This is a genomic window from Polaromonas sp. (assembly GCF_035638815.1).
GTDB lineage: Bacteria > Pseudomonadota > Gammaproteobacteria > Burkholderiales > Burkholderiaceae_C > Polaromonas.
Genome location: NZ_DASQZG010000020.1, coordinates 50,267 through 67,826 on the forward strand (window position 1 = coordinate 50,267; position 17,560 = coordinate 67,826).

At 60.2% G+C, this 17,560-nt stretch carries 15 protein-coding genes; 5 read left to right on the forward strand and 10 right to left on the reverse strand.

Annotated elements, in window-relative coordinates:
* Nucleotides 1–5: 5 nt before the first annotated feature.
* From VE934_RS14370 to VE934_RS14380, 3 genes are all read right to left on the reverse strand, one after another.
* On the reverse strand, nt 6–917 hold the full coding sequence (locus tag VE934_RS14370; RefSeq protein WP_324888657.1) for a DMT family transporter: 912 nt from the start codon (nt 915–917) through the stop codon (nt 6–8).
* Nucleotides 914–1,426, reverse strand: coding sequence for a methylated-DNA--[protein]-cysteine S-methyltransferase (locus tag VE934_RS14375; protein WP_324888659.1), 513 nt, complete (start codon nt 1,424–1,426; stop codon nt 914–916). Before VE934_RS14375 ends, VE934_RS14370 begins: the two co-directional genes overlap by 4 nt.
* Before the next feature lie 259 nt (nt 1,427–1,685).
* The gene (locus VE934_RS14380; protein ID WP_324888661.1) at nt 1,686–3,203 is read right to left on the reverse strand and encodes a DNA-3-methyladenine glycosylase 2 family protein; all 1,518 of its coding nucleotides are present in this window, start codon (nt 3,201–3,203) and stop codon (nt 1,686–1,688) included.
* Between the two features lie 122 nt (nt 3,204–3,325).
* On the opposite strand from VE934_RS14380, the gene VE934_RS14385 reads away from it, so the two are divergent.
* Genes VE934_RS14385 through VE934_RS14405 form a run of 5 tightly spaced genes read left to right on the forward strand, consistent with a single transcriptional unit; the run spans nt 3,326 to nt 8,673 of the window.
* Nucleotides 3,326–4,711, forward strand: coding sequence for a phosphomannomutase/phosphoglucomutase (locus tag VE934_RS14385; RefSeq protein WP_324888663.1), 1,386 nt, complete (start codon nt 3,326–3,328; stop codon nt 4,709–4,711).
* A gap of 18 nt (nt 4,712–4,729) precedes the next feature.
* Entirely contained in the window at nt 4,730–5,773 is a 1,044-nt protein-coding gene (gene waaC, locus VE934_RS14390; RefSeq protein ID WP_324888665.1) for a lipopolysaccharide heptosyltransferase I, read from the forward strand.
* Entirely contained in the window at nt 5,773–7,035 is a 1,263-nt protein-coding gene (locus VE934_RS14395; protein WP_324888667.1) for a 3-deoxy-D-manno-octulosonic acid transferase, read from the forward strand. The genes waaC and VE934_RS14395 overlap by 1 nt, the downstream gene beginning before the upstream one ends.
* 40 nt (nt 7,036–7,075) lie before the next feature.
* Nucleotides 7,076–7,525: a DUF4124 domain-containing protein gene (locus VE934_RS14400; protein ID WP_324888669.1), complete on the forward strand. Its 450-nt coding sequence runs from the start codon at nt 7,076–7,078 to the stop codon at nt 7,523–7,525.
* Nucleotides 7,526–7,548: 23 nt separating this feature from the next.
* The gene (locus VE934_RS14405) at nt 7,549–8,673 is read left to right on the forward strand and encodes a DNA alkylation repair protein (protein WP_324888671.1); all 1,125 of its coding nucleotides are present in this window, start codon (nt 7,549–7,551) and stop codon (nt 8,671–8,673) included.
* Nucleotides 8,674–8,911: 238 nt separating this feature from the next.
* Here VE934_RS14405 and VE934_RS14410 read toward each other — a convergent pair whose 3' ends face one another.
* The 7 genes from VE934_RS14410 to VE934_RS14440 form a co-directional block, all read right to left on the reverse strand.
* The gene (locus VE934_RS14410; RefSeq protein ID WP_324888673.1) at nt 8,912–10,273 is read right to left on the reverse strand and encodes a TolC family outer membrane protein; all 1,362 of its coding nucleotides are present in this window, start codon (nt 10,271–10,273) and stop codon (nt 8,912–8,914) included.
* Nucleotides 10,274–10,330: 57 nt separating this feature from the next.
* Nucleotides 10,331–10,687: a rhodanese-like domain-containing protein gene (locus VE934_RS14415; protein WP_324888675.1), complete on the reverse strand. Its 357-nt coding sequence runs from the start codon at nt 10,685–10,687 to the stop codon at nt 10,331–10,333.
* Nucleotides 10,688–10,706: 19 nt separating this feature from the next.
* Nucleotides 10,707–11,390 carry a protein-L-isoaspartate O-methyltransferase gene (locus tag VE934_RS14420; protein ID WP_324888677.1) on the reverse strand — a complete coding sequence of 228 codons (684 nt, stop codon included), beginning with the start codon at nt 11,388–11,390 and terminating at the stop codon, nt 10,707–10,709.
* Nucleotides 11,391–11,437: 47 nt separating this feature from the next.
* Complete coding sequence (locus VE934_RS14425; RefSeq protein ID WP_324888679.1) at nt 11,438–14,668, reverse strand: efflux RND transporter permease subunit; 3,231 nt, start codon at nt 14,666–14,668, stop codon at nt 11,438–11,440.
* A 9-nt stretch (nt 14,669–14,677) separates the two neighbouring features.
* Nucleotides 14,678–15,886 (reverse strand): efflux RND transporter periplasmic adaptor subunit, encoded by a 1,209-nt coding sequence (locus VE934_RS14430; protein WP_324888681.1) that lies wholly within the window; start codon nt 15,884–15,886, stop codon nt 14,678–14,680.
* Nucleotides 15,883–16,581 carry a TetR/AcrR family transcriptional regulator gene (locus VE934_RS14435; RefSeq protein WP_324888683.1) on the reverse strand — a complete coding sequence of 233 codons (699 nt, stop codon included), beginning with the start codon at nt 16,579–16,581 and terminating at the stop codon, nt 15,883–15,885. Before VE934_RS14435 ends, VE934_RS14430 begins: the two co-directional genes overlap by 4 nt.
* Nucleotides 16,582–16,683: 102 nt before the next feature.
* Nucleotides 16,684–17,457 carry a YdcF family protein gene (locus VE934_RS14440; RefSeq protein ID WP_324888685.1) on the reverse strand — a complete coding sequence of 258 codons (774 nt, stop codon included), beginning with the start codon at nt 17,455–17,457 and terminating at the stop codon, nt 16,684–16,686.
* Nucleotides 17,458–17,560: the final 103 nt, after the last annotated feature.

The window sequence follows — 17,560 nt, forward strand, 5'->3', positions numbered from 1 at the left end:
CGTGGTTACTTCCCGAGTTTGAGCAGCCCCGAAGACAGTGCCGTGCCGCACACGATCACGACCGCGCACAGCAGCATCCACAGTGTCACCGTTTCGCCTAGAAACACGACGCCGTAAAGCACGGCAAACACCGGTACTGCAAAGGTCACGGTCAGTGCGCGCGCGGGTCCGGCCGCCTCGATCAGGCGAAAGTACAGGATGTATGCGATACCTGTGCACAGGACACCGACAACCAGCAGGGCAAGCCATGCTTCGCCGCCCGGCATGCGCGCAGGCCACAACCAGAGTGCGGGCAGGGCCAGACCCAATGTTGCCCCTATCTGACTGCCTGCTGCGGTGACGAGTGGCGGCAAGCCGGTCAGGTAACGCTTGGTGTAGCTGGCGGACAGCGCGTAACAAACGCAGGCGAGCAGGCAGGCAAGCACCGCCCAGGCGGGGGACACGCCGGAGTTGTCGGGCTTGAAGGTGGCCGAGTCCCATGCCAGCATGGCTACCCCCGCAAAGCCAATCACCAGGCCCAGCACGCGTGAACCGGTGGGCCTGTCCTTGAGCCAGAGCCAGGCGACGAGTGCGCCAAACATGGGTACGGTAGCGTTGAGGATGGCCGACAAACCTGTGGTGATGGACAGCAGCGCAAACGAAAAGCAGGCAAATGGAATGCCCGAGTTGAACAGGCCAACCAGAAACACACGTCGCCAGTGCGTCATCAGCACCGGTCCCAGCCCGCGCAGCATCACCAGCGGCAACAAAAAAACAGCCGCGATGGCAACCCGTACGGCCGCTGTGGGAAGCGGCCCGAACTCCACCACGCCAATACGCATGAACAGAAAAGACGAGCCCCAGATGGCCGCCAGCAAAACAAAATCCAGGCGCCAGCTTTTGGGTTTCGCTGTCGTCGCAGCAGCAGCGATGGTCACAGAACACCCTCCAGCCGAAGCAGGGCGCTTTTGCGCTCCAGCCCACCGGCGTAACCGGTGAGTGCGCCCTTGGCGCCCATCACACGATGGCAGGGCACGATGATGCTGACAGGGTTGCGGCCAATCGCGGCCCCTACCGCGCGTACGGCAGCCGGTTTGCCTATGCGGCTGCTGACTTCGCCATAACTGGCGGTGCCACCCTGGGGAATCGCCAGCAACGCCTGCCAGACCGACTGCTGAAAAGCGGTGCCGTAAGCGAGGTCCAGTGCGACGTCAAATTCGGTTCGTTTGCCGGCGAAGTATTCACCCAGTTGGCGGATGACTTCCCGCAGTAACGGGTGCGCGGGATCGCTGGGCCAAGCGGCAAGCGTGGGGGCCAACAGCTCTGGTGGGAGATGGCGCTGCCCCTCGAACCAGAGGCCGGCCAGGCCTTTGTCTGTGGCGGCGATGATCATCTTGCCCAAAGGGCTTTCATAAGTGGTCTGAACGATGGAGCGGTCAAATTTCATGGTGTTCACCTTTTTGAGTGGTTGTTTGCGTGCTTTGGCCCGTCTTGCAGGCCAAAATGTGCCTCTAGCCCAATAGATACGGGCGACTACAGCTATTGATTTGGTAGCAAATATCATGTTCTCTTCTGGTCCCGGGCAATCACAGACACGCGGCACGCGCACCACTGCTCGACTGTGATCCTCGCGGGAGAGCGCCTTTGCGTCCAATGAAAAAGAACTGCCTTATTCATTCGCAAATCGCATAAATCGGCTTACCCGGTTATCCGTCGGCATTGGTCCCAGCCGGCGAGGGCAGTGCGCCGCTCCACGCCCGGATGACGGCGTAACTGCGCCACGGCTTCCAGGCCATTGACGCCAGCTCCGCCTCCTTGGCGGGGTTTTTCTTTCCCTGCACGCCAAGCGCCTTGTGCAGTGCCACATCGCCTGCCGGAAAGGCATCTGGCCAGCGCAGGGCCCGCATCGCAATGTATTGCGCCGTCCAGTCGCCAATGCCGGGTAACTCTTTCAGCGTGGCAATGGTTGCGTTGATATCGGCGCTGCCATGCAGCTGCAGGCGCTTTTCAGCCACCGCCGTGGCAATGCCCACAATTGCAGTTTGCCGCTGCTTGACGATGCCCAACTGGCCCAGTGCGTCACCGCTTGCCTGCGCCAGCACCGCGGCTGATGGAAACAAACGCGTCAGCGCGGGCCACGGCGTTGTGATCGGCTCACCGAGTTTGTCCACCATGCGCTGCGCCAGCGTCCGCGCTGCGGCGACGGTGATTTGCTGGCCCAGCACGGCTCGCACGGCTATTTCATAACCATCCATCGCACCCGGCACGCGCAGGCCGTCGCCGCCGGGAAAGCTGCTGTGCAGTGCAGTATTGATCGCGTGTGGGTCGGCATCCAGATCAAACGTGGCGCGTATGCGCCGAATCACCATTGGTAGCACCTCGCGCAGGGAGTCGCTGACTTTCAGTACCAGCTGGCAGCGGGCTTCATCAAAAGAGGCGAGCACCCAACCGGCGTGCACCTTGCCGCCCGATTCGATGCGGACGGTTCGGCCCGTTCCCGGATAGGCAGACTCGGTGTTGACAAACTCAATCGCGTTGCTGACCCGCTTGCTGAAAAAGCCAAGCATGGCCGCCACGTCATACGGCGGGCGGTACCCCAGCCGTATGGTGATGCCGTCGCCCGACGGAGCCGCGCCCTGGCGCCGCAACTGCGTCGGGTTGAGTTTGTAGTGCTCCACAAAAGCGGCGTTAAAGCGTCGCAGGCTTGCGTAGCCGCTCATCAACGCGATTTCTGTAATGGGCAGGGCTGTGTCGGCCAGAAGCTGCTTGGCTGTCAGCAAGCGGCGAGTCTGAAGATATTGCATGGGCGACACGCCGAACTGCGTTTCGAAGATCCGCCGCACATGGCGGTCGCTCACGCCCAGCCGTGCCGCGAGTTTTTCGACCGATGGGGCGGTGTCGGCCCAAGCTTCTGGTTCATCCAACAGCCGTGCCGCTTGATGCGCCAGGATGTAAGAGGCGTCCTGAATCGACCACACCACCGAATGCGGCGCCAGCTCAGGCCGGCAGCGCAGGCAGGGTCGAAACCCGGCGTTTTCAGCTTGAGCCGCGTGGCCGAAAAAGCGGCAATTTTCCCGTTTGGGCGTTCTGACGCTGCACACCGGCCGGCAATAGATGCCGGTTGAGGTCACACCGGTGAAAAAACTGCCATCAAAGCGCGCGTCCCGCGTCTTCAGCGCGAGGTAGCAGTCGTCATCAGCGAGGAGGGCGTTGTCCGGGTTCATGGGCTCATCATACGGATTCACTACAAATGAACTGGCCGTTTTCGGACATCTTCCCCCCGGCGGCGGCGCCTACAATCCCAGCACTCCCCGTACTCCCATCACCCCTCAGGAAACTCCCCCTCATGCAGCTTGACGCATCGATTTTCAAGGCTTATGACATCCGCGGCATCGTTCCCTCTACCGTCAATGAGTCCGTGGCCGAGGCATTGGGCAGGGCGTTTGGCACCGTTGCCCTGGCCGAGGGTGAGCGCACCGTGGCTGTCGGCCGGGATGGCCGTCTCAGCGGCCCCGCGCTTGCGGCTGCCCTGATACGCGGCCTGGTTTCCACTGGTGTGGATGTCATCGACATCGGCATGTCCACCACACCGATGCTTTATTTCGCGGCCAATACAGTGGCCCGCTCGGGTATCCAGATCACCGGCAGCCACAACCCCACGGACTACAACGGTTTCAAGATGGTGCTCAATGGGCGGGCGATTTTCGGCGAGGAGATTCAGGCGCTGAAACGTTTGATGCAAGCCGGCCAATGGTCCGCGCCAGCGCGACCCGGGACGGTCAAAAACATCAATGTCCTGGCGCCATATTCCGCCCGTATCGTGTCCGACATCAAGCTGGAGCGCGCGATGAAAGTCGTGATTGATTCAGGCAACGGTATTGCAGGCGCATCGGCACCCGACATCTTCCGTGCGTTGGGCTGCGAAGTGATTGAACTCTTCAGCGAGGTGGACGGCACTTTCCCCAACCACCATCCCGATCCGAGCAAACCTGAAAACCTCAAAGACCTGATCACCGCGCTGCAGTCCAGCGACGCTGAGCTGGGCCTGGCTTTTGACGGCGACGGTGACCGCCTGGGCATTGTTACCCGCGAGGGCAACACCATTTACCCTGACCGCCAGATGATGCTGTTTGCGCGCGATGTGCTGTCACGCATGCCCGGCAGCACCATTGTTTTTGATGTGAAATGTTCGCAGCGTCTGGCGCCCGAGATCGAGATCGCCGGCGGTGTACCGCTGATGTACAAAACCGGCCACTCGCTGATCAAGTCAAAAATGAAAGAGCTTGATTCCCCGCTGGGCGGCGAGATGAGCGGGCACATCTTCTTCAAGGAGCGCTGGTTTGGTTTTGACGACGGCACCTACGCCGGTGCGCGCTTGCTCGAGATTTTGAGCCGCATGCCCAATGCGGGTGTTGTGCTCAATGGCTTGCCCACCAGCTTTTCCACACCAGAACTCAACGTGGCGTGCCGCGAGGGCGAGCCCCACAGCGTGGTGGAAACGCTGATGAAGACAGTGTCGTTTCCAGAGCCGGCAAAAATTTCAGTGATCGACGGTGTGCGCGTGGATTGGCCAGACGGTTTTGGTTTGATCCGCGCCTCCAACACCACGCCGGTGCTGGTGCTGCGCTTTGAAGGGCGGTCGCAGCAGGCGCTGGACCGCATCGAGGCCGACATGCTCGCCTTGCTCCGCAGCGTGAAGCCTGACGCGAGTTTTGCCCCAGCTGCACATTAGGCATTTCCGCCGGACTTGATGAAAGTTCTTCTAGTCAAACTGTCTTCGCTGGGCGATGTGGTTCACACCTTGCCGGTGGTGCAGGACATCCTTTCCGCACATCCCGGCGCCCAGATCGATTGGGTGGTGGAAAAGTCTTTTGCGCCGCTGCTGTCGCCGCTGGTAGGCGCAGGCTTACACCGCGTCATCCCCTGCGAACTGAGGCGCTGGCGAAAGTCTCCGCTGGCAGCGGCTACGCGTGCGGAATGGAAAATATTCAAATCGCTTCTTCAGGCTGAGCACTACGACGCTGTGATTGACCTGCAGGGTCTGACCAAATCAGCGCTGGTGGCGCGGCTCGCCAGCGTGACTGCCACGGGAAAACGATACGCCCTAGCCAATCAGACCGACGGTTCTGGCTACGAAGCACCGACGCGTTGGGTCGCAGACGTGGCTATCTTCATTGAGCCGCACATCCACGCGATGCAGCGCTCACGTGTGTTGAGCGCGCGTGCGCTGGGCTATTCCTTGCCTCCAGCCTGGAGTTATGGATTAAATCCGGCATTGGCCCAATCGCCACGGACAAAGTTCGCTATTAAAACAGTAGCGTTTGTCCATGGCACCTCCCGTGCAAACAAGCAGTGGCCCGAGGAAGACTGGGTTGCGCTGGGCCGGCGACTCGCGGCCTTGGGCTTCCAGATTGCATTGCCGCATGGGAGTGACGAGGAGCTGGCAAGCTGCGAGCGTATGGCTGCGGCGATTAATCTGGGTAGCGAAGGCCGGCCCACAACCCAGGCCGTGATTTGGCCGCGCCTGTCGCTGGACGCGCTCACGCAGCAACTTGCGCAATGTGCCGGGGTCATTGGCGTGGATAGCGGCGTGAGCCACATCGCCGTGGCGCTGGATTTGCCGCATGTCCAGATTTACAACTTCGACACAGCCTGGCGCACCGGGCCGCTGCCGGGCACCGCCGGCGGGCATCAGGTAAGCGTTTACGCCCAGCCCGCGCCAACCGTGCAAGCCGTGTGGGACGCGTGGATGAGCTGCGCGCCCACCGACGCCCAAGCTCAAAGCGTGGTTTGATGTCCGGCCTGATTCGTCAACTCTATTCGTTGCTCATGTGGGCTGCGCAGCCTTTGCTCAGACGCAAGTTGCGCAGACGCGGGCAGGCTGAAGCCGGGTACCTGGAAGCGGTCGACGAGCGTTTCGGTTTCTACTCGCATGTGGCAGAAGCCCGTCCGGAGCTGGTGTGGGTGCACGCCGTGTCCCTGGGAGAGACGCGCACGGCCGGCATGCTGATTCAGGCCTTGCGTGTACAGCACCCTGCGCTGCGAATTTTGTTGACCCACGGTACGGCCACCGGCAGGGCCGAAGGTGCAGGGCTTCTGCGCGCGGGCGACGTGCAGGTCTGGCAGCCTTGGGACAGCCAGGCAGCGGTGCGTCGGTTTTTTAAACACTTTCAACCGCGCCTTGGCTTGCTGATGGAAACCGAGGTCTGGCCTAACACTGTCGCCTGCGCTCAGGCGCTAGGCGTTCCCCTCGCATTGGTCAACGCTCGCCTGTCAGACAAGTCGATGGCGCAGGCACTGCGCATGGCCCCCCTGTCTGAGCCTGCTTTTGGCGCCCTGACAGCCGTGTACGCGCAGAGCGAGGCTGACGCGCAACGTCTGCGCTCCGTGGGTGCGACAGTGCAGCATGTGTTCGGCAATCTCAAATTTGACGCCGCACCCGACACCGCCCAGCAGGCGCAAGGCAAACAATGGCGGCAGGCGCTGGGCCGTCCTGTCCTGATGCTGGCCAGCTCGCGTGAAGGTGAGGAGGAAAGTTTCCTTGAGCAGGGAAGCGCTTTGGCTTCGGCCTTTCAGCTGTTGATCGTGCCCCGGCATCCCAATCGTTTTGACGACGTGGTCACGCTGACCGCAAAACGTGGCCTGTCCGTGTTGCGTCGGTCCAGCTGGAATGGCGCACCCGTCGCGGCAGATGTCTGGGTGGGTGACTCGCTGGGCGAGATGGCGTTGTATTACGCCATGAGTGATGTGGCCTTGCTGGGCGGCAGTTTTGCACAGCTGGGCGGGCAAAACCTGATTGAGGCCGCGGCTTGCGGCTGCCCCGTTATCATGGGCCCGCACACCTTCAACTTTGACGAGGTGGCAGAGTTGGCGCTCGGCGCCGGAGCTGCTTTCCGCGTTCAGGATATGGACGAGGCGATTGGCAAGGCCAAGGCTCTTCTGTCCAACCCGTCAGCACATCAAAGTGCAGTTGCTGCCGGCTTTGAGTTTGCGGCGCAGCATCGCGGTGCAACGGCCAGCACTGTGCAAGCACTTGCTGGTCTGCTGAAGGCGTAAGAGTTTTTGCCGGTTTTAGAAGATAAAAAGGGGAGGCGTCATGCGTTTGTTCTGGACAGCACTTGTTGCAAGTAGCCTTTGTCTGCCTGCTTTTGCCCAGGTCTACAAATGGGTAGATGAAAAAGGGGTGACGCAGTATGGCCAGCGGCCTCCCGCGGACAACAGGGGGCAAAAGATGGATATGCCCAAGTCCGGTCCTGCAGCGCCCGCTGGTGACACACCTGTTAAAGACGCACGCGCCTCGCTGAAAGAGCAGGAGCTTGAATTCAAGAAACGGCAAATCGCCCGTGAAACGGCGGAGCAAAACGACGTCAAGCAGGCGGAAGCCCGCAAGAACTGGTGCCTCAATGCCAAGGACGATCTGGAGAGATTACGGCACGCCCGTATTTATGACCTTAATGCCAAAGGCGAGCGGGTTTTCAAAAGCGATGCCGATCGGGATGCTTCGTTTGCCAAATACGAAGCGAACTACAAGCAGAACTGCCAGTAAGAGTTGGCAAGGCACACGCTGATATGGCCGAACCGCTGGTCAACCAGTATGGTCCTGACGTTCCTCAGGCAATAGCGCGCATGATTGCCGCCGTACACCCCGCATTCGACTCAAAAACGTTTATGCGCGATGCGCTGCAGGGGTACGAGGCACTGGCCCTGATGCCACGCGGCAAACACATCGCCCAGACCCTGCACAAACACCTGCCGTCCGACTACCCGAAGGCCGTGGATGTTTTGCTTGCCTCGCTCGACCAGCCGCATGGCAGACCGGCGGGGCTCAGCATGGCTTCCTTCCTGTATCTGCCGCACACGATGTTCGTCGCACAGTTTGGGTTGGACCATTTTGAAGACTCCATGCGGGCGCAGCATGCGCTGACACAGCGCTTCACTGCCGAGTTCAGCATTCGCGCCTTTTTGCAAAAGCACGAAGCCGCCACGCTGGCCCGATTCAAACAATGGGCCACCGACCCAAGCCCGCATGTGCGCCGCCTGGTATCCGAAGGCAGCCGCCCACGCCTGCCTTGGGCCAGCCGGCTACCAGCTTTCCAGAAAAATCCAGGGCCGGTGCTCGCGTTGCTTGAGCTGCTTAAAGACGACCCCGAGCTGTACGTGCGCCGCTCGGTTGCCAACAACCTCAACGACATCGGCAAAGACCACCCGGAGGTGTTGGCAACCACCGCCAGGCAATGGCTTAAAGGCGCAGGCCCCGAGCGCCGCTGGATCGTGCAACACGCGCTGCGCTCAGCCGTCAAACGCGGCGAGGCCGGGGCGCTGGAGGTGCTGGGCTTTGGCAAAAGTGCAGAGGTCGAAGTGGCCAACGCGCGGATCGCGCCCAAACGCGTGGTGATGGGCGAGAAGGTGAGCATCGCGTTTGATGTCTCCAACACCAGCAACAAAGCGCAGCAGGTGCTCGTGGACTTCTGCATCCACTACGTCAAAGCCAGCGGTAAGACTAGCGCCAAGGTGTTTAAGCTGAAGGTGTTGGATTTGGGGCCAAAGCAAACCGTGCGACTGGGCAAGACGGTGTCCACGGCGGAGATGACCACGCGCAAGCACCATGCGGGTGTGCACCGGGTTGATGTGTTACTTAATGGGCAGGCGAGGGCGTTGGGGGCGTTTGAGTTGATGTCTGTTGAAACGAGATAGTTCGCTCAAGGTTTGCGGGCACTTTCGATATTAGGTGAGAGGCCTGTTTTGCGTTTCGATTGAATTAGCCCGTCTTTTTCAATCATGATCGGAAGTTGGACCCGCCACTGTATTTGAGCAATGCAAATTCGCTGCCGACTTCCAAGTTCTACAGCTGTGACCGGGGCAACGGCACACGAGCAGGCAGCCTCTTCAAATCTAGAGCTCAACCCGAACGGAGTCGGGGAAGAGCGCTGAACTACTTCACCAACAATGAATTTATCAGCAGCAAATCCTCAGGCGTCAAGGTGCCATTGGCCTGACGCAGCTTGAGGCCACCAACCAGCACGTCATACCGCGCCTTTGCCAGATCGCGTTTGGTTTGAAACAACTGGCTTTGTGCGTTGAGCACATCGATGTTGATGCGCACGCCGACCTGGTAGCCCAGTTTGTTGGCGTCTAGTGAACTCTGGCTGGAGGCCTCGGCCGCTTCCAGTGCCTTGACCTGACCCTGGCCCGATTGGACGCCGAAGTAGGCCGTACGGGTGGCCAACGCCACGTTGCGCTTGGCGCCTTCCAGATCTGTACGTGCCTTGTCTTCCAGTGACAAGGTTTCCCGAATGCGGTTCTGCGTAGCAAAGCCGGCGAAGATGGGCAGGTTGAAAGACAGGCCAACGGTTGAGGCGTTGCTGCGGGTGTTTTGACCGCTTGTGCTGCTGCCGTTGGGGTTGCGTTGGGCGCCGTAGCTGGCTGTCAAATCCAGCGTCGGCTTGTGCCCGGCTTCAGCCTTGTCGACTTCCAGTTTGGCGACTTCCAGACTGGCCTGGGCCTGACGAATGGTGGGGTGAACGTCTTCAGATTGCTGAACCCATGCATTAACGTCACCTGGAACCAGGGGCGGCAACGCCAGCGGCACTTGCAGGCCGCGTGGCATGGCATCGCTTCTTCCGACCAGTTGATCCAGCGCAATTTTCTTCACGCGCAAATCGTTTTCGGCGGCAATTTCCTGGGCAACCACCAGGTCAAACCTGGCCTGTGCCTCGCGGGAGTCGGTGATGGTGGAGGTGCCCACCTCAAAATTGCGCTTGGCAGATGCCAGTTGCTCGCCCACCGCGGCTTTTTGTGCCCTGACAAAAGTCAGTGTGTCCTGGGAGGCCAGCACATCAAAATACGCCTGGCTGGTGCGCACAATCAGGTCCTGATCGGCAGCGTCGAGCTGGGCTTTGGACAACACCACCTGCTGTTTGCCCTGCTCATAAGTGGCCCAGTTGCCTGGACGGTACAAAGGCTGTGATGCGCTTAAGGTTGCGGTCTGGCCGCTGAAGCGGCGATCTGTCGTCGTGCTGGCTGCAGGGGTGATGACCGTGGTTTCCTGATTGGTGCGCGTGGCACCTGCCGACAAACCAGCCGTTGGCAAAATGCCGGCCTTGGCCTGAGCTGCCTTGGCCAGGTTGGCTTCGTACAGCGATCGTGACGACTGATAAGACGCGTCGTAGTCGCGTGCTGATCTGTAGAGCTCCACCAGGTTCTGCGCCTGCACCGCCGGCGCAAAAACCGCCAGCACAGCGCTCAACGCGAGAGACAAGGGCAGCAAGTCCGGTTTTTTCGATGGCGATGTCATGGGTGTCCTGATGAAAAATAATGAATCAGTTGAAGGTGGCAAGAGGTCGGCGTCACATCAGTACGTTGGAACCGAGGTGTCGCGTTGCGCGGACCAAGCGGCAATGCCACCTTGCACATTGACGACCTCGGTGTAGCCGTTCTGCGCCAGATAGTTGGCGACCTGCAGGCTGCGCATCCCGTGGTGGCACAGGCAGGCAATAGGGTGATCAACTGGCAGATCTTCCTGCAGCTGTGCCAGGCGTGCGGGCACCTCACGCATCGGAATACACATCAGCGAGAACCCGTCCTCCTGTACAGAAGCGGTCTGGATTTCCCAGGGCTCACGCACGTCCAGCACCACAGGCGGCTTTGCACCGCTGGGCAGGGCTTGCAGCCAGGTGTTGAAATTCGCAGGAGAGAGCTGGGGAGTCATGGTGGGCGTGTGAGTCGATTTAGAAGTTGAACTTCGACGGCTCAGGAAAGCCGAGCAAACGGGGCGCAACGGTGTCCCAGCCTTGCGTGGTGCGCCATGCTGCTTCGCCCACGCGCGTGACCAGCGTGGCGCGCATCATGGGCTCGGCGCCCACAATGGCGCTGAGCCGGCCGCCGACCTTCAACATGTTCAACAGCGCGGCGGGCACTTCGGCCACTGAGCCGCTGAGCACGATCACATCGAATGGCCCGCCAAGAGGATCGCCACCAGATACGGACTGCGCCAGCTTTGCCGCGCCGTCGCCTGTACGCACCTCGGCGTTGTAGGCGCCGGCCCGGGTGAGGTTGTTTCTTGCGGTCTCGGCCAGCGCAGGGTCAATTTCCATTGTGATGACCTGCTGCGCGCGGTGCGCCAGCAGGGCAGCCATGTAGCCGGAACCGGTACCAATTTCCAGCACCTTTTCGTGTTTTTGCACGGCCAGGTCCTGCAGCGTGCGGGCCTCAACTTTGGGCGACAACATGCATTGGCCGGGGATAGCCGACAAGGCGATTTCGGTATCCACAAAGGCCAGAGACTTGAGCGCAGGTGGCACAAAGTCTTCGCGCTTGACCAGGGCCAGCAGGGAGAGAACCTGGTTGTCCAGCACTTCCCAGGGGCGGATTTGCTGTTCAATCATGTTGAAGCGGGCTTGTTCGTAGTTCATGGTGGGCCTGTGAAATGAATCGGGGGGATGAGAGGAAACCTATGATTTTACTGAGGGGTCGCAGAGGCAGTGTCAGCCACGCCAGTCGCGGTTTTACCGGCAAAGCGGCGTTTCAACCACTGCGCCAGATCGTCCAGATAGCAATAAGTCACGGGCACCACAACCAGCGTGAGCAAAGACGATGTGATGACGCCGCCAATAACGGCTTGTCCCATGGGTGCGCGTTGCTCAGACCCCTCGGTCAGCGCAAAGGCGAGCGGGACCATACCGAAAATCATGGCCAGCGTTGTCATCAAAATTGGGCGCAGCCTGACCTTGGCCGCCATCAAGAGCGCTTCGCCGCGCTCCATGCCTTCCTCACGCATGCGGATCGCAAAGTCAACCAGCAAGATGGCGTTTTTGGTGACCAGGCCCATCAGCATCACCACCCCGATGATGGAAAACATGGACAAGGTCGAGCGGAACAGCAGCAGGGCCAGCACCACACCAATCAAAGTCAGCGGCAGTGAGGTCATCAAAGCCATGGGTTGCAAAAAGCTCTTGAACTGGCTCGCCAGAATCATGTAAATAAACAGGATGGCCATCACCAGGGCCGAGATCGCGTAACCAAACGACTCCGCCATGTTTTTGGTTGATCCGCCAAACTGGTAGCGATAGCCGGGCGGGAAATAAACGCTCTCCAGTGCAGTTTTGATATCAGCGGATACTTCGCCGGCTGAACGGTTGTGCACATTGGCGTTGATGGCTACCTCACGCGTCAGGTCGCGCCGGTTGATCTGGTTGGGCCCGGTGGACTCTTTCACGGAAGCCACCTGGCTCAAGGGGATTGTCCGAATGGAGCCGTCGGCATTGCTGCCGATCACAGTGCTGATAAAGGGCAGGCGCTCCAGGTCCTGCGGCGTGTTGCGGGCATCGGGTGCCAAACGCACATTCACGTCGTAGGTCTGGTCATCTGGTGCGCGCCAGTTGCCCACGGTTTGCCCGGCCACCAGGGTACGCAACGAGGCTGCAATTTGCGAGACGGAAAGGCCCAGGTCCGAAGCAGCATCGCGCTTGACGGCGATCTCTATGGTGGGCTTGTCTGGCTTGACGCTGGAGTCCAGATCCACCAGGCCGGCTACACCATTGATTTTTTCCATCACCAGCCGGGTCAACCGCTCCAGCTCCTTGAGGTCGGGGCCTTGCAGTGAAAACTCCACCTGCTTGTTGCCGCCCACGGCATCGACCAAGCCCACGTGGGTCACAGTGATACCGGGCACCTGCCTGAGCCGGTCGCGAAAGACACCTGAGAGCTGGTCCACGCTTCGGCTCCTTGCCTTGCGATCTACCAAACGCACGTAAAGACTGGCGTACATCTTTCCCTGCGCGTTGCCGGTGTTGATGGTTGACAACGTGTACCGCACCTCAGGAAACTCGCGCAGAATGGTCTCGACCTGTTTGGCCTTTGCCTCGGTCGCTTCCAGTGAAGAGCCGACCGGCGTATAGAAGCTCAGCGAGGTCTCGGAGAAGTCAGCCTTGGGCACAAACTCGGTTCCCAGCAAGGGCACCATGAAAATGCTGGTAATGAAAATGGCCACGGCTAACGCAACGGTGGTCAGCTTGTGCACCAGTGACCAGCGCAGGATGCGTTGATAGGTTTCTGCCAGCCAGTCGGTGGCATGGTCAAACCAGCCCGTTACCCGGCCAATGGTCTTGTCGTACAGCGTGACAGGCGCGCGGTGTTTGCCATGCGCTTCAATGCTGGGGTCATGCCAGATGCTGGACAACATCGGGTCCAGCGTGAAGCTCACAAACATCGAAATCAACACCGCCGCCACGATGGTGATGCCAAACTCATGAAAGAACTTGCCGATGATGCCGCCCATAAAACCGATCGGCAAAAACACGGCCACGATGGAAAACGTGGTGGCCAGCACCGCCAGGCCAATCTCCTGCGTGCCGTCCATGGAGGCCTGATAGGCGCTTTTGCCCATCTGTACGTGCCGTACGATGTTTTCGCGCACCACGATGGCGTCGTCGATCAACAAGCCCACACACAGGCTCAGCGCCATCAGCGTGATCATGTTGATGGTGAAACCAAACAAGTTCATGAACAAAAAGGTGCCGATGATGGAAATCGGCAAGGTCAGGCCGGTGATCACCGTGGAGCGCCAAGAATTCAGGAACAGGAAAACAATCAGCACAGTGAGAAGCGCGCCTTCAATCAGTGTGCGCCTGACGTTATCTACCGCCACACGAATGGGCCGCGAGCCGTCGCCAATCGGTTCCAGCCGTGTGCCCGGCGGGAGCTGCGCCTGAAGTTCTTTCACGGCTTTGTTCAGGCCGTCAACCACCGCAATGGTGTTTTCGCCCTGGGCTTTTTGCACGGTCAGCAGCAGGGTGCGCTGACCGTTGTACAGAGCCAGGCTCTCAACTTCCTGCGAGCCATCACGGATGGTGGCGACCTGATCCACGGTTACGGCGGCAGCGCCTGAGGCGCCTGAAGCCTTCCGCGTCACGATGATCTTGCCGAAGTCTTCCGGGCGCTTCATGCGGGCGTCTATCTTGACAACACGCTCCTGTGCGGAGGAGCGAATGGCTCCTACGGGAAGATCCTGGTTTTCGCTGCGCACGGCGCTGACCACCTGATCCGCGGTGATGCCCAGGGCCTGCATGGCCTGTGGGTTGAGGTAGATGTTGATTTCGCGCTTGCTGCCGCCCACCAGATTGACAGAGCCTACGCCGCGCACGTTTTCGAGGCGTTTTTTCAGGACCTGGTCGGACCAGTTGGTCAGTTCGACGGCGGAAACCGTTCGGGCTGAGCTTGTCGAAGCCTGCCCTTCGATAGGCTCAGGAGGAACGGAGGGCAACACAGCGACCGACCAGATGGAGCGGCTGGCAGGGTCAAAGCGCAGCACCCGCGGCTCCTTGACCTCATCACGCAACAAGGGGCGCAGCGAGGCGATCTTTTCGCGCACATCTTCTGCGGCTTTGCGCCCGTCGATATGCAGCTGAAATTCAATGATGACAACCGACTGGCCTTCATAACTGCGCGATGTCAGGGCGCTGATACCGGCGATGGAGTTGACGCCTTCTTCCACCTTTTTGGTGACTTCGCTTTCCACAATTTCGGGCGAAGCGCCCGGGTATTCGGTGGTGACAACTACCACCGGGAAATCAATATTGGGAAACTGGTCTACCTGCAGGCGCTGATATGAAAAAAGGCCCAGCACCACGATGGCCAACATGACCATGGTGGCAAACACCGGATTTTTCAGGCTAACCTGGGTGAACCACATGGCGGGTGCTTAAGGGGCAGGTCGGGCGGCTGAAGCGGCTTGCGTGGCAGGCGCTGCATTTGCCGTGTGGCTACCGGTGAATTTCACCGCAGTGCCTTCACGCAGCGCGCCAACGGATCCCAGGATCACCACCGCGTTGTCGGCCAGGCCTTTGACGGCCACCATGGTCTCACTGGCGCCGCCGGCCGCGTTGCTGGCGCGGGCGCCTGTTTCAACGGTTTTGTGCACCACCTTGTTGTCTTCCACAACCTGCACATAGGGCGCAGGTTTGTCCGTGCGCACCGCGCTAAGGGGCACGGCCAGCGCCGACAGGCGCGCGGTGTTGAGCGTGCCCTGGGCGAAGAGGCCCTGGCGAAGGCCAGTGGACGCTGAAGTGCCGGTGTTGTCTATGCTCAGGTAGGCCAACACGCTGCGGCTCCCGGCTTGTGCGGTCGGATTGATACGCGCCACCGTGGCCGTGAAGGTTTGCTGACTGCCCTCGATTTGCAGTGCTGCGGTCTGGCCGAGGCGTAGGCCGAGAGCATCAGCCGCGCTGAAGCTGGCTTCGAGCTCAAGACGGCTCAAGTCCACAATTTCCAGAATCCGGGCGTCCACACCGACGCGCTCCCCGTTTTGCGCCAAACGTTGCGCCACCTGGCCGGAAAGCGGCGCGCGGAGTACCGTGTCGTCCAGCGATTTCGTGGCGACTTCGACCGACGCCAATGCGGCCTTGTGGTTGGCTTTGCCCGCATTGAGGTTGGCGAGCGAGGTGTCGAGCGCGGTTTTGGAAATAAAGCCCTGATTAACCAGCGCCTGATTGTTGTCGTATTGGCGCTGCACGATGTCGATCTGTGCTTTGGCCGAGTCTGCCTGCTCTTGCGCCTGACGCACGCGGGAACGGTACTCGCTCGCATCGATGCGCGCCAGCACCTGGCCGGCCTTGACAAAATCGCCCTCGCGCACCGTCAAGCCCTGCAGCTCGCCAGCCACGCGGGCTTTGACCAGAGCAGAGTTGACAGCTTTGAGTGCCCCCGAGATGGCCAGACCCTGACTGAGTTCCCGGGTTTGTGCCCGTACAACGTCAGTGGCTGCAAGCTCCACCAAAGCCTGTGCTTTGGTGGCACTGGCAACGGCCACTTCGGTTTGCTGGGTTTTGCGGGCCGACAGGGCGACCGCAGCCGCGCCAGCCAGCACCAGAACGGCCAGGGCGGCAATGCCCCATTTGGTTTGTCGCTTCATGACGGGGACTTGCCGGTGGCAGTTGGTTGTGCACTGGGGACGCACAGGCCGTGCAGAATGTTGTCCACCTGTGTGCGGATGAATTTGTCTGCGTTGTCGGGAAGGTTCGCGTCTATACAAGTACCGGCAGAGTGCTTGGACAGCACGAGAAAAATCATGGGTGCAATCACGCTGTACACCGCGTAGTCCAGGTCAACGGGGCGGAACTCCCCCCGATCAATACCGCGCTGCATGAGGCGTCGAATAATGTCGTGGGCGGGCAGTATGACTTCTTGCCGATAAAAGGCAGCCAGCTCTGGAAAGTTGCCAGCCTCGCTCATCATTAATTTGGTCAGGCCGGATGCGCGGGTAGCGCCCACGAGCTTCCACCAGGTGGCCATGCAGTAGGCGAGCATTTCTGAGGTACTGCCCTGAAAAGCGTCAAATTCCTGGTTCAGTTCCTGAAAGCGGCCCGAGATGTTTTCGCGCACCACCGCCTTGAAAAGTTCTTCCTTGCTCTGGAAGTACAGGAACAGCGTGCCTTTGGAGACGCCGGCCCGTGCGGCCACCTCTTCAGCACGCGTGGCAGCAAAGCCCTTCTCAACAAACAGGTCCAGCGCGGCATCCAGCAGCTCACCGGGGCGCGCCTCTTTACGCCGCTCGCGTTTGGCGGACAGTGTGGCTGTTTGTTCGCAGAGGAATTTGGAGATAGACATAAATTACTGACTGACTGGTTAGTAATGTAGCCAGTCGCTGACTGTCCGTCAAGCTGCACAGTGCCGTGGCCGGCTGGAACGGGGCTTTCAGTGGGGTAAAAGTCAGGTAAAGCGCTGCACCAGCAAGGCAAGCCACTCCTTGAGCACAGCCCGGGAGCTGTCCAGCCCATCCGCTGAGGGTAACCATTCCAGCAGCCCATGGCGACTGGTCAGGATAAAGCCCATGGGGGCGGGGGTCACGGTAAACCCCGCGCGTTCAAAGGCCTGAAGGGAGCGGGGCATGTGCCAGGCATGGGTTACCAGCGCAATGTGCTGAATCTTGTCCTTTTGCAAGAGTGGCCGGAGCAGGCTGGCATTTTCCGCCGTGTCTCGCGACTGGTCATCAACCCAGCGCAGTGTTACCCCGTAATCTTGCCGGGCCGTGCGGCGCGCCACTTCGCCTTCAGACAGACTCTGCGACTGGGAGGCGCCCCAGTCCTTGCCCCCGGCAAAGGCGATGGGCAAGCCAGTCTGGCGGCTGAGCCAGACGCCGTAGCGCAAGCGGGCGGCAGCAGGCATAGACGCCTGCGACTCTCTGTACTCAGGCGCGAGCGGGTGGACACCTCCACCCAGCACCACGATAGCCTGCACTTCGCTGGCTTTCAGTGTTGCCACGGACACCGCTTCATGCTGGGGCAGGATGTTTTGCGCCAGCCACACGGCCACAGCGTGGCAGCTCAGCAGCCAGAGCAGTGTGGCCGCCAGAAAGCTCAGCGCCAGGCCAAATACTCTTTTTTTGACAGCCAGCAGCAGACCCAGAAAGACCAGCAGCAGCGGGCCCGCGGGCGGCAACACCAGCGTGCTGAGAATAGGCTTGAGTTCACCCGGTGAAATCATGAGCACGCTTTATAAAAAGGGGAGAGTGAAGAAGGTCTCTGCACTTGCCTGATGATGGAGGCCACAATCGCGTTATTTCAAGCAAGCAAGGAAGGCTTATGAC